At 52.4% G+C, this 12,072-nt stretch carries 12 protein-coding genes; 1 reads left to right on the top strand and 11 read right to left on the bottom strand.

All coding sequences use genetic code 11. The features are described from left to right. Positions 1-37 precede the first annotated feature (37 nt). The 9 genes from BUB22_RS13010 to cysT form a co-directional block, all read right to left on the bottom strand. Positions 38-1,783, bottom strand: a complete 1,746-nt coding sequence (locus BUB22_RS13010; RefSeq protein ID WP_073115773.1) for a cysteine desulfurase — start codon at positions 1,781-1,783, stop codon at positions 38-40. After that, entirely contained in the window at positions 1,770-2,735 is a 966-nt protein-coding gene (locus tag BUB22_RS13005) for a family 2A encapsulin nanocompartment shell protein (protein ID WP_073115771.1), read from the bottom strand. Before BUB22_RS13005 ends, BUB22_RS13010 begins: the two co-directional genes overlap by 14 nt. Positions 2,736-2,860: 125 nt before the next feature. Then, positions 2,861-4,339 (bottom strand): molybdopterin-synthase adenylyltransferase MoeB, encoded by a 1,479-nt coding sequence (gene moeB / locus BUB22_RS13000; protein ID WP_073115769.1) that lies wholly within the window; start codon positions 4,337-4,339, stop codon positions 2,861-2,863. A gap of 119 nt (positions 4,340-4,458) precedes the next feature. Continuing rightward, positions 4,459-4,836, bottom strand: a complete 378-nt coding sequence (locus BUB22_RS12995) for a M67 family metallopeptidase (protein WP_073115767.1) — start codon at positions 4,834-4,836, stop codon at positions 4,459-4,461. A gap of 9 nt (positions 4,837-4,845) precedes the next feature. Beyond that, positions 4,846-5,703: a 4Fe-4S binding protein gene (locus BUB22_RS12990; protein ID WP_072810156.1), complete on the bottom strand. Its 858-nt coding sequence runs from the start codon at positions 5,701-5,703 to the stop codon at positions 4,846-4,848. A 49-nt stretch (positions 5,704-5,752) separates the two neighbouring features. Next, on the bottom strand, positions 5,753-6,979 hold the full coding sequence (locus tag BUB22_RS12985; RefSeq protein ID WP_073115765.1) for an O-acetylhomoserine aminocarboxypropyltransferase/cysteine synthase family protein: 1,227 nt from the start codon (positions 6,977-6,979) through the stop codon (positions 5,753-5,755). A 123-nt stretch (positions 6,980-7,102) separates the two neighbouring features. After that, positions 7,103-8,161: an ABC transporter ATP-binding protein gene (locus BUB22_RS12980; RefSeq protein WP_073115763.1), complete on the bottom strand. Its 1,059-nt coding sequence runs from the start codon at positions 8,159-8,161 to the stop codon at positions 7,103-7,105. Positions 8,162-8,218: 57 nt separating this feature from the next. Then, positions 8,219-9,061, bottom strand: coding sequence for a sulfate ABC transporter permease subunit CysW (gene cysW / locus BUB22_RS12975; RefSeq protein WP_073115762.1), 843 nt, complete (start codon positions 9,059-9,061; stop codon positions 8,219-8,221). Further along, entirely contained in the window at positions 9,061-9,891 is an 831-nt protein-coding gene (gene cysT / locus BUB22_RS12970) for a sulfate ABC transporter permease subunit CysT (protein WP_073115760.1), read from the bottom strand. The genes cysW and cysT overlap by 1 nt, the downstream gene beginning before the upstream one ends. Positions 9,892-10,034: 143 nt before the next feature. Here cysT and BUB22_RS12965 point away from each other — a divergent pair, with 143 nt between their 5' ends. Beyond that, a complete protein-coding gene (locus BUB22_RS12965; protein ID WP_073115758.1) occupies positions 10,035-10,607 on the top strand; it encodes an HD domain-containing protein in 573 nt (190 codons plus the stop codon). Between the two features lie 227 nt (positions 10,608-10,834). Here BUB22_RS12965 and BUB22_RS12960 read toward each other — a convergent pair whose 3' ends face one another. Next, positions 10,835-11,686, bottom strand: coding sequence for a hypothetical protein (locus BUB22_RS12960; protein WP_073115756.1), 852 nt, complete (start codon positions 11,684-11,686; stop codon positions 10,835-10,837). After that, positions 11,676-11,966 (bottom strand): hypothetical protein, encoded by a 291-nt coding sequence (locus tag BUB22_RS12955; protein WP_073115754.1) that lies wholly within the window; start codon positions 11,964-11,966, stop codon positions 11,676-11,678. Before BUB22_RS12955 ends, BUB22_RS12960 begins: the two co-directional genes overlap by 11 nt. Between the last annotated feature and the right edge of the window lie 106 nt (positions 11,967-12,072).

Here is a 12,072-nt window from a genome sequence, read left to right as displayed (position 1 = left end):
ATCTTCACTCCACACTACACATTCCACACATCACATTTTATGCGAACGTCTTCAGCGCCCTCACGAGTGCGTCGATGTCGTCCGGAGAGTTGTACAGCGCAAGCGTCGGGCGAACAGTTGTTTCGTAACCGAAATGCCTGAGCACCGGCTGTGCGCAGTGGTGACCTGTACGCACGGCAACACCGTAGGCGTCGAGCCTCTTGCCCACTTCTTCGTCGGAATAACCGTCGAGCTTGAAGGCGAGAGCAGATGCCTTGTTGAGTGCCGTGCCTACAAGGTGCAGACCCTTGACGGTCTTCAATTCCTTGAGACCATACTGCAACAACTCATGCTCCCAGCGGAATACGCAGGGCATCCCGATTTCGGAGAGGTACTGGAGTGCAGCACCGAGGCCAACAGCGTCAGCGATGCTTCCGGTTCCCGCTTCGAACTTGTTCGGGATTCCGTTGTAGATGGTGCGTTCGAACGTCACATCGGCAATCATGTTGCCGCCACCGTGATACGGGCGGGCCGCTTCCAGCAATTCCTTCTTGCCGTAAACGACGCCGATACCGGTCGGGGCAAACACCTTGTGTCCGGAGAACACGAAGAAGTCTGCGTCGAGGGCGGAAACATTCACCGGAATGTGAGCGATGGACTGAGCACCGTCAATGAGGATTCTCACGCCGTGCCTGTGGGCAATGGCGATGAGTTCCTCGATCGGGGTGACCGTACCGAGTACGTTCGAAACGTGAGTCACGGAGACGAACTTGGTGCGCTTCGTGAATAGCGCCTCGTAATCGTGGAGCTTGAGCTGGCCGGTAGAATCGCAGGGAATCACCTTGATAATCGCGCCCGTTTCTTCGGCAATGAGCTGCCACGGCACGATGTTCGCGTGGTGTTCCAGGATGGAGACAATGATTTCGTCACCCGGCTGGAGCGTCGGCTTCACGTAAGCGTTGGCCACCAGGTTGATGGCCTCGGTGGTACCGCGTACGAATACGATTTCCTGCGAAGACGGGGCCCCGATAAAGTCACGCACGATGTTACGGGCGTTTTCGTAGGCATCCGTCGATGCAGCCGCAAGCGTATGGGCGCCACGGTGCACGTTGGAGTTCTCGTTTTCGTAGTAGTACTTGAGGCGGTCAATCACCACTTGCGGGCGCTGCGTCGTTGCACCGTTATCGAGCCAAACGAGAGGATGCCCGTTTATCTGCTTCGAAAGAATCGGGAAGTCGCTACGGATTTGCGCAAGGTTCTTAGAACCGATGCGGATGGATTCGTTGCGGGAATTGGAGCCGCTGTTAGCGTTGCCGGCCTTGTTCACGGAATCGCCTCCGAGAGAAGTCGGAGCGTCTATCGGGCGAGCGTTTTCTGCCGCCTGGGTCTTGGAAAGGACCTTCGGAGAATACCCCGTTGCAGGCGCGGGCGCTGCCGGGACATCGCCGAACTGCGACACAAATTCTGCTTCGGGAACCGCAGGGGCTTCAACCGTATTGAGCCAGGTATCGGTGGAATTGCCGCCATAGGCAAACGGAGCCGAAGAAGTCGGCTGGTCGCCATAGGTCGCAAACGGATGTTCCCAGTCGAATGCGGGAGTCTGGCTGATGGCAGCTGCCCCTTGGGCAGCACTCACTCCCTGAGCCGCAGAAGCGTTCTGCACTTCGGGTGCTGCGGGAGTTGCAGCATAAGCACTGTCCGTCAAGTCGGGAAAGTACTCATTTGCCAACTGCTCCAGTTCAGCCGCATTGGGAACTCCGGCGAGCTCTTCCAGCGATCTGGTATCTGGATTATTCGTAATCATAGTATTCGCCAACCTCTACGTCTTCGAGAACTGCAATGGCGTCGTCGGCAAGGATAGCCGCAGAGCAGTACAGGGAAAGCAGATAAGAAGCTACGCCCTTGTTGTCGATGCCGCGGAAGCGCACGGAAAGGCCACGAGAGTGTTCGTTCTTGAGACCGGCCTGGAAAAGGCCAATCACGCCACGTTTGGCTTCGCCAGTACGCACGAGCAAGATATTGGTCTTGCCGCCCTGGGACTTCGGGTTCTTCACGCCATCCACGAGGAGCTTGTCGGTCGGGACCAGAGGAATTCCGCGCCAGGTGAGGAACTTGCCACCGGCGATGTCAACGACAACGGGCGGCACGCCACGGCGGGTGCATTCGCGTTCGAATGCGGCAATGGCACGCGGGTGAGCGAGGAAGAAGGACGGTTCCTTCCAGACCTTCGAAATGAGTTCGTCGAGATCGTCCGGAGTCGGGCGGCCGTCAGCGCGGAGCGGCTGGATGCGCTGGGAATCAGCCACGTTCTTCAGCAGGCCGTAATCGTCGTTGTTGATGAGCAGGCTTTCCTGACGTTCGCGGAGCGATTCGATAGCGAGGCCGAGCTGTTCCTGAACCTGGTCATACGGAGAACTGTAAACGTCTTCGATGGCCGTGTTCACGTTGATAATCGTAGAGATGGAATTGAGCTTATATTCGCGCGGTTCGGTTTCGTATTCGACGTAGCCTTCCGGGATAATATCCGTCTTCTTGGTCTGGCTGCAAAGAACATCGAGCGGGGTTTCGCCTTCCACGACCTTGTTCACACGGAACAGGCCCGTTTCGAGACCCTTGAATTCAAGGAACTTGGTGAGCCACTTGGGAGTAAGTGCACCGAATTGCGGCTTGGTCTTGGTGACGTTCGCCAGGTTGTAGGCAGCCTTTGCGCCAAGCGCATTGATGCCGGTTTTCTTTTCTGTAGCTTCATTTGCCATAGTGGTTTACCTCTTGGGTTTGTGTTAAGTGTTGCACCCTGTCATCCTGGAGGCCGAAGGCCGATAGGATCCAGTGCAGATTTTTGAATTCCTATTAGTTCTATAGGTTTTTGCAAGAAAAAATTTTATAGCCACGCGCCTTCGTGCGAGAACATGATATCCTTCATGGCATCGACGCCGCCCTTCAGGTTGTAGAGCGGCCCCGTGTAGCCCGCCTCGCGCAAGGTGTTGATGGCGAGAATGCTGCGTTTGCCCTGCTTGCAAATGAAAACCGTATCCTTGTTCGGGTCCAGTTCCTTTTGCCTGCGGGCCAGCTGCCCGATGGGAATCACGATGGCGTTCGGGAAGCGCAAAATCGCGCGTTCGTGCGGTTCGCGTACATCGATAATTGTCATCGGGTCACCATTGTCAATCTTCTTCGCGAGTTCTTCGGGCGTAAAGCCCTCCACCGGAATTTCGTTTTCGGTCTTGAGCCCGCAAAGTTCATCGTAATCGATTTCTTCAACATCGGTGATGGTCGGGTTGCTCCCGCAAATGGGGCAGTTCCTGTTGCGTTCCACCTTCAAAATTCGCGAAGTCAGGTACAGGCTATCGACATGCAAAAGTTTCCCGTTCAGGTGTTCGCCAATACCGAGAATCAATTTGAGAGCCTCGTTGGCCTGAATGCTCCCCACAATGCCGGGAAGCGGACTGATTGCACCACCTTCGGAACAGGAAGGAATGAGCCCTGCCGGCGGAGGCGACGGGAATTGGCAACGGTAGCACGGTCCGCCGTCCAGATTGAAAATGCCCACCTGGCCCTCGAACTGGTAAATCGCGCCGAACACAACGGGAATGCCGTGCAGCGCACACGCATCGTTAATGAGGTAGCGAGCCTTGTAGTTGTCGGAGCAGTCAACCACCAGATCGTAACCGTCAATCTGTTCCAGGATATTCGAAGAATCGAGCTGCACCTTCTCAGCGATAAGTTCGATATTCTTGTTGATATTCTTTACTTTGTCCTTAACGGAGGCGACTTTCGGGCGCTTGATATCGCGGGAACCGTGAAGTACCTGGCTCTGCAGGTTTTCGAGCGAAACCTCGTTGAAATCGATGACCTTGATGGTCCCGACACCCGCCGCGGCTAGGTACTGGATTACAGGCGACCCGAGCGCGCCCGCACCCGCGACAACGACCTTGGCCGCCTTGATGCGTTTCTGGCCCTTCACGCCGATTTCCTTAAGCATTAGGTGCTTGCCAAAGCGTTCCACCTCGTTGTCATCGAAGGCGACTTCCTTGCGCCTCTCGTCCGAAATGAGACTTTCGACCGCAGCGCTCTCCGCTTCTTCAACAGGCGATCCGCCGGCGATTGCCGGCAACAACAGGATTTCCGTTTCTTCGGGAAACGGCGTTTCCCAGAGGGTTTCCACTGTCAGGTTCTTGCCGTTGATATAAATCTGGATAAAATTCCGTAATTTTCCGCCTTCATCGTAAAGGATGTTCTTGGCATCCGGATACATGTCCAAAAGGATGGCAAGAGCCTTCCGTACCGTGCTCGCGGGAATTTCAATCCGCGCATTTCTACCAAAAAAATTTCTAAGGGTAGCCGAGATGTATATTTTCACTTTTTCCTCCGTACAAGAAAAGTGGAATTTTAAACAAAATAATCAATCAGATTATTTTCAACGCGAAATATAGAACCGGATTTTGCCTATGTCCAATACTTAATTTTTATGCAGAATTATCAGTTTTTCTTATAACGCCTATAACTTCTGATATCGGTAACCCCTTCCCTTGTCACGGAAACTATCACGTAAACAAGCCCAGGGACCATATTTTTGGCATCTTCCCTGGACGGGACCGCCTCGTAATCGGGATGCGAATGGTAGAAACCGACTATTTCAAGCCCACTTCCCTCGATTTCCCGCTCCACCTGGTAAAGAAAGAGAGGGTCCGCCTCGAAATGCGTCCCTCTCCCCTCTCCCTGAATCCGGTTAGGCAAAGCACGTATTTCCGTCACCTCGAACTTGCCATCCGGGGCGTTTTTCCCGAGCAAAATCCCGCAACATTCGTGCGGATAACTTTGCCGGGCCTCTTCTGCAATACGTTGCCGCCAGCTCATTTCTTAACGCTAGACACTCGCTTCCAGGATTTTCTTCGCAAACACGTCGCGACCGATGCGGTCGATGGTGTACTTGAAGCGTTCGCCGGGTTTCGCGTTTTCGGCAAAGAACGTAATGGCCGCATCGCAGATGTCCAGCAGTTTTTGCTTGTCTTCGATGAAGGGGATAATCGTTTCGCCCTTGTTGATATTGTTGCCGAAAAGCCCGCCGAAGGAGACGATGTAGCCGTGGGTATCTTCCCAGGCATCCGTCGGGCAGGACTTGTAGCATCGACCGCAGAAGTTGCACTGCGATTCGTCGAAGATGACCTTCTTGTTTTCGACCTTGATGGCGCCCTTGCGGCAAGTCTTTGCGCAGAGCCCGCAGCCGATGCACTTGTCCTCGAGCCACTTGACCTTGATGGCCCCCTTGATGCCCACGTCGTTTTCTTCGGCCTTGAGGCAGTTGTTCTGGCAACCGGTCACGCCGAACTTGAACTTGTGCGGAAGTTCGCGGGCAAAATAACGGTCGTCCAGTTCCTTTGCAAGCGCGTAGGTGTCGATACACCCGCTGGGGCAAACGGCTTCGCCCTGGCATGCCGTAATGGTACGCACGCGCGGTCCACAAACGCCCGGTTCCACGCCGCCTTCGGCCAGGGCAGCCTTCACGTCTTCCACGTTTTCGAGTTTAATGAACGGGATTTCGACGCTCTGTCTGGAGGTCAAATGGGCGTAGCCTTCACCGTACTTGTCGGCGACTTCCGCGATTTTAGCGAGCTGGGTGGCGGTCAGGTTTCCGCCCACGACGCGCACCCGCAGCGAGAAGTTGTTCTTCTGCTTCTGGCGCATCCAACCGCCTTTTTTTAGAGTTGCATAATCCGTTGCCATATTTTTGTGTCTCCGTTTTTGTCATGCCCGCAAAGGCGGGCATCTCTGTTTAAATCTTCTTTATAGCCTGTTCAAAATCTTCCTTCAGATCCTCGATATTCTCGATACCGATGCTCACGCGGATAGTCCCTTCGAAAATTCCCGCATGTTCCTTCTGTTCCTTGGAACTGTGCGTAAAGATGGTGCTTTCCGGGTGTATTACCAGCGTGCGGATATCCCCGATATTGGTCGCGATAGTCGCGTACTTGAGCCCATTAATCAGCTTGAACGCCCGTTCCTTCGTGCCTGCATCAATCGTGAGGATTGCGCCTCCCCTGCCGCCAAGTTGCTTCTGCACCAGGTCGTAATAGGGGCTGCTTTTCAGGGCCGGATAGTTGACAGAAACGTCATCAAAGCCCTGCAAAAATTCCGAGAGTTGCAGCGCGTTGCTGCAAAGGCGATCCATGCGCAGGCCGAGAGTTTCGAGCCCGAGCGAATTGAGGAAAGACGTCTGGGGAGCAACGCAGCAACCCACATTGCGCCAGATTCCGTTGCGCAATTTCGCGATGTAGGCGAACTTGCCAAAACGCCTGTATTCCTCGAGGCCCTTGTAGCGGGCGTAATCCCAGGGAAAGTTCCCGCTATCGATAATGAGGCCGCTAATCGCAGAACCGCTGCCGTTAATGTACTTCGAAGACGAATGCACCACGATATCCGCGCCGAAATCAAAGGGATGCACAAGATACGGGGTTGCAGTCGTGCTATCGACGATAAACGGGACACCGCCCTCGTGGGCAGCATCCGCGACGGCCTTCAGGTCAACGACATTCAGTTTCGGATTCCCGATAAGCTCGGTAAACACCGCCTTCGTCCTTTCGTTCAGCTGTTCACGGACGCTCTCGGCGGTCACTTCGGTAACGAACCGCGTCGTGATACCGAACGCCTCCAGGTCATGGAACAGGTCGATAGTGCCGCCAAAGAGCCCAGCACTCGCAATCACTTCGTCGCCCGCGTGCAAAATGTTCAAAAGCGAGATTGTCACCGCGGCCATGCCCGAAGAGCAGGCCACCGCGCCAATGCCCTTCTCAAGCGAAGCGATGCGGCGTTCAAAAGAATCGTTTGTGGGATTCGCGATGCGCGTATACGCAAAACCCGGAGCCTTGTTGTTGAACACGGCTTCGAGTTTTTCGGCAGAATCCTGGGAAAAGGCGCTCACCTGGTAAATCGGCGCAAGCGTAGAACCGCTACATCGGTCACTACCAAAATTCTGGTGCAATAAAGCAGTATTGAATTCCATTCAGCATGTCTCCGTACATTTTTTTATCCGCAGCCAAATATAGAACGGGATTTCAACCCCGTCCAATACTTAATTTTTATGCGGAATTATCAGTTTTTTCTATAACAAAGCCGCATCCGTTCGTTAAATCACCACCACCGGCTCACGCAGCGACTTGTTCTCGAGTAGTGTTGCGGTATCTCCCTGGGTCACGAACATGCGATAGATGAACACGTCCACCTTCTCGTCCACCTCGATTCTCGGCTGATCGAAGGAGCGCCGCGCCGTAAGCAAGACCCCGTTCACGCGGACGCGTAGTTCGATACCGTAACCGCGGAAATCTACTTCTTCCACGATGCCTTCTTCTGCAGAATTCTTGTACTTCTGCACTTCGGTTTTCTTGGTCACCTTCACGAATTCCGGGCGCACAATCGCATTCTCTGCATTTTTAAGGATGTCGAAACGGCGGAAATTACTATAGTCCTTGAAAATGCTGGGCTGGCCGAAGAACGATGCCGTAAAGGCGGTTTTCGGGTTGCTGTAGACCTCGTAGGGCGTGCCCACCTGCTCGATGCGACCCCGGTTAGTGATGATGATTTCGTCGGCCACCTCAATGGCTTCGTCCTGGTCGTGGGTCACAAAGATGCTTGTGACGCCGAGTTTCTGGATCATGCCCTTGAGCCAACTGCGCAGTTCCTGACGCACCTTCGCGTCGATTGCGGCAAACGGTTCGTCAAGGAGCAAAAGCTGCGGGTTGGGAGCAAGCGCACGGGCAAAGGCAACACGCTGGCGCTGCCCTCCCGAGAGTTCGCTGGGGTAACGTTTTTCAAGGCCAGAAAGGCCCACCAGTTCCAAGAGTTCGTGGACGCGTTCCTTGATTTCATTCGCGGGCTTCTTCGCAATCTTGAGGCCAAAAGCCACGTTGTCGAAAACCGTCATGTAGCGGAACAGAGCGTAACTCTGGAACACGAAGCCGATGCCGCGCTTGCTCGCGGGCACATCGTTGATGACCTTCCCGTCGATGATGATTTCGCCGCTGTCCGGGTTCTCGAGCCCCGCAATCATGCGGAGAATCGTAGTCTTGCCCGAACCGCTCGGGCCCAGAAGGCCAATGAGTTTCCCCTTCTCGATGCCGACAGTCACATCGTCCGAGGCCTTGAAATTTCCGAAATGCTTGTTGATATGTTTGAGTTCGACGTACATAAAACCTCCTATTTCATAATCGTCATCCCCGCGCAGGCGGGGATCTAATTTTCAAGGCTATTTCTTTCTTCCCTTATGTTCAATGACGCTTCTTGCAACCAGAATGAGAATGGCAAGCATCACCAGTATCGACGCCACCGCAAACGCAGGCACGTACTGGAACTCGTTAAAAAGGATTTCCACATGGAGCGGGAGCGTGTTGGTCTTTCCGCGCAAGTGGCCCGAAATGACAGACACCGCACCGAATTCGCCCATGGCACGCGCCGCGCAGAGCACCACGCCATAAAGGAACGCCCACTTAATATGCGGGAAGGTGATGCGCCTGAAAATCGTGAAGCCCTTCGCACCCATGAGCGCCGCCGCCTCTTCCTCGTCGGTTCCCTGCGATTCCAGCACCGGAATCAATTCACGCGAAATGAATGGGAATGTGACAAATATCGTCGCGAGCACAATTCCCGGCACAGCAAAGACAATCTTGATGTCGGCATCCTGCAACAGCGGGAAAATCGGGCTCTGGCGGCCGAACGTGAGCAAGAAAATCAGGCCTGCGATAATCGGCGAAACCGTCACCGGCAAGTCAATGAGCGTCGCAAGAATCTTTTTCCCCTTGAACTTGAACTTCGTAAGGCTCCAGGCGGCACACAGCCCAAATACCGTATTGATGGCGACCGCAAAGAACGAAGCCTCTAGCGTAAGGAGTATCGCCTTGATGGTGTAATCGTCGCTAACCGCCTTGCTGTACACCGCAAAGCCCTGCTTAAAGGCCTCGGTAATAACCGTAATCAGCGGGAGAATAAGCATCAGGAAGACGAAAAGCAGGCTTATGCCAATCAGCGAATACCTGACCAGCTTAGAACCCTTCGTATCGCGATGTAGCCCGCTCTGCGTAACTGCACTCATTAGCTACCTCCCTTGAGAATCTTGGCGTTCCTGTTCTGCACCACGTTCACCAGGAACAGTGTGATGAACGACGCCACCAGCATCACGAGGGCGATTGTCGTCGCGCTGGAATAGTCGTATTCCTGAAGTTCCGACATGATGATGAGCGGTGCGATTTCGGTTTCGAAGGGCATGTTGCCAGCGATAAACACGACGCTACCGTATTCGCCTAGGCAGCGCCCGAAAGCGAGCCCGAAACCCGTAAAGATGGCGGGAATCAGTTCCGGCAATATTACCTTCCAGAAAATCCGCGTGCGACTTGCGCCCAGCACACCCGCGGCCTCTTCGTAGGCGGGATCCAGTTTTTCGAGCACCGGCTGCACCGCGCGAACCACGAACGGGATGCCGATAAACACCAGCGCCACCGTAATGCCGATGCGCGTGAACGCAATCTTGATGCCGAAATTCGCGAAAAAGCCGCCTATAAGGCCCGTATCCGCAGTGAGCGCCGTAAGCGCGATGCCCGCCACCGCCGTAGGGAGCGCAAACGGGAGTTCTATGGTTCCGTCCACGATGCGCTTGAGCGGGAACGTGTAACGCACCAGCACCCAGGCGAGAACCACGCCCATCACCGCGTTGATAAGCGATGCGATAAAAGCCGTCAAGAAACTCACTTTAAAACTGGACAGCACGCGCGGCCGCGTGATGACATCGATAATCTCACTCGCGCTCATCTGGGCCGAAAACACGACTAGCGAGGCGAGCGGAATCAGCACCACCACGCTCAAAATCGCCAGGGTCACCCCCGTAGTAAGGCCGAAGCCCGGTATGACAACACTCTTTCTTTTCATAAGCGTCGCCAAATATAGAACGGGATTTCACGCGTGTCCAATACTTAATAATTATGCTGAATTATCAATTTTTTCTATAACAAACGGGGTGTAACCGACATGCGAAAATATTTATATTACCACTGAAAATTTGGAGGCATTAGATGAGCTTGACACTTGAACGCGCAAAAGAAATCAACAAGGGCCACGTAACCGAAGAATCGCTGGTCATCCATTCCCTCAACGTATGCTACGCCATGGGCGCCATGGCCAAACACTTCGGCGAAGACGTTGAACATTGGCAGGCCGTGGGCTACCTGCACGATTACGACTACCAAGAATTCCCCGAAGAGCACCTGCAGCACACCGAAAAGGAACTGCTCGCACAGGGCGTCTCCGAAGAAGACGTGCGTGCCATTTTGGCGCACGGTTTTGAAATCGTGAACCAGGTGGAACCCAAGACCAACATGGAAAAGAGCCTGTTCACCGTGGACGAACTCACCGGAATCATCCAGGCCTGCGCAAGAATGCGCCCCAACGGCATTCTGGACCTCGAAGTGAAAAGCTTCGTGAAGAAGTTCAAGGACAAGAAATTCGCCGCCAAATGCAATCGCGACTACATACTGAAAGGCTGTGCCCTGCTCGGCATGGACGTGAAGGATGTTGCCGCCATCTGCATAGAGGGCATGCGCGAACACGCCGCAGAAATCGGCCTGGCAGGGAACGCCGGGGCATAATGTCGAAAAAATGGGCGTTCCCCGGCTTGTCCCCATCTGTCACCCCGGAGCCTGTCATTCTGGAGCCACGCAGTGGCGATAGAATCACGATAGGGGCCATGCCGGGTCGGGCTATACTCGCTTCGCTCACGGAGCCTTACACTTGTCATCCCCGCGAAGGCGGGGATCTCCATTGCAAGTCTCCGCCCCAAGGGGTAACTATCCCTAACGCAAAGCAAGAGAAAAAGCTAAGCCAGTACAGCTTCTTGCTCCAACATCTTACCTTGTTTACGAATTTCAGTCATTAAGGATTCCAATTCAGCATCTGGGAAACCATTCTCTTTGAATTGAATCCATAGATTTTCAAATATAGAATCTTGATTTCCTTTTTTTCGAAGCTCCTTGCATCCATGTGCAGCAAGTTTTCCCTTCCATTTATCCATCCAGAACCATTTTACACAAGGAACGTCTTCTATAAGATTTGCATAATTACGAATACCCACAGCGTCGTAATCTGGGAAAAGCATTATGCTTGCAAAAGAACTTTTCTTTATCCAACTGCGTAATCGCATTGATAGGTTTCCTGCATAATAAAGAATGATTCCTTTAAAACTTGATGGAACCCATCTTAAATCATCCAAAAGAAGTTGATTTTCTACTAATAGCAAGGAATCGTTACAAGCAACACCATTGGTGTTATCACATATTGACAAAGCAAAGCAATCCAAGGCTTTTGTTACAGCGGAAACATCAATTCCGTTAATATGAATGTTGCACCCTACAGCCTTGCATAGAAAATACGAACGTTCAAGAGTAGTTTCGCCAGCTTTAGTATTGTTATTTATTGCGAGGTTTTGTACTCTTGTGGGCAAATCTTGCAAATCAATACATGGACTAAGGTGATTTATTTCCCATTTCAAAGCATTTTCATTTACAACTTTAAAACTTTTTCCACGACCTTGAATTACAACCCTTATGCAATTTTTCCGTTCGCCCCAATTTTCAAATTCTTTACGAACGCCCGCAGCAACAGAGGAATATGGGATTTCCTTTTCTTCATACAAACGAGTCAATAAATCAAGCAAAATATTATTTGTCATTATCAACCTCATCTATGTCTTCAAAACGAATCCATTGTTTATTGGATATTATATTTTTCCCATTTTGTTTTTCTATTCTGATGCAATATCTTACTGTAGTTAATGGCGTGGGCGACGCAAAGAGAATATTGTAACCAAAATCACTAGCAGCCTTAATCAGATTTTTTTGGTTAATTTCATCAATGCTTGCCGCTTCATCAAGATAGCACACCGAAGAAACAGATTTCTTTTTATCAGTCATCATATATAACAGGGCAAGTCCAAAGATCAATTTTGACATCAAAACAGTACTGGATTTGTAGGTTTTTTAATAGTGGGTTCATGAACAACCATATTCATTACCGGTTAAGTTAAAATATATCCTTTTTTCTTGTTAAGTGGTATAC

The organism is Fibrobacter sp. UWCM, assembly GCF_900129735.1.
Classification (GTDB): Bacteria; Fibrobacterota; Fibrobacteria; order Fibrobacterales; family Fibrobacteraceae; genus Fibrobacter.
This window is presented reverse-complemented; position numbering and strand designations above follow the sequence as displayed.

What these genes read in the sequence shown, in the direction of transcription:
- BUB22_RS13010 (WP_073115773.1), bottom strand. Translation starts at nt 1,783, where the DNA reads ATGATTACGAATAATCCAGATACCAGATCGCTGGAAGAGCTCGCCGGA.
- BUB22_RS13005 (WP_073115771.1), bottom strand. Translation starts at nt 2,735, where the DNA reads ATGGCAAATGAAGCTACAGAAAAGAAAACCGGCATCAATGCGCTTGGC.
- BUB22_RS12995 (WP_073115767.1), bottom strand. Translation starts at nt 4,836, where the DNA reads ATGAGCTGGCGGCAACGTATTGCAGAAGAGGCCCGGCAAAGTTATCCG.
- BUB22_RS12990 (WP_072810156.1), bottom strand. Translation starts at nt 5,703, where the DNA reads ATGGCAACGGATTATGCAACTCTAAAAAAAGGCGGTTGGATGCGCCAG.
- BUB22_RS12985 (WP_073115765.1), bottom strand. Translation starts at nt 6,979, where the DNA reads ATGGAATTCAATACTGCTTTATTGCACCAGAATTTTGGTAGTGACCGA.
- BUB22_RS12980 (WP_073115763.1), bottom strand. Translation starts at nt 8,161, where the DNA reads ATGTACGTCGAACTCAAACATATCAACAAGCATTTCGGAAATTTCAAG.
- cysW (WP_073115762.1), bottom strand. Translation starts at nt 9,061, where the DNA reads ATGAGTGCAGTTACGCAGAGCGGGCTACATCGCGATACGAAGGGTTCT.
- cysT (WP_073115760.1), bottom strand. Translation starts at nt 9,891, where the DNA reads ATGAAAAGAAAGAGTGTTGTCATACCGGGCTTCGGCCTTACTACGGGG.
- BUB22_RS12965 (WP_073115758.1), top strand. Translation starts at nt 10,035, where the DNA reads ATGAGCTTGACACTTGAACGCGCAAAAGAAATCAACAAGGGCCACGTA.
- BUB22_RS12960 (WP_073115756.1), bottom strand. Translation starts at nt 11,686, where the DNA reads ATGACAAATAATATTTTGCTTGATTTATTGACTCGTTTGTATGAAGAA.
- BUB22_RS12955 (WP_073115754.1), bottom strand. Translation starts at nt 11,966, where the DNA reads ATGTCAAAATTGATCTTTGGACTTGCCCTGTTATATATGATGACTGAT.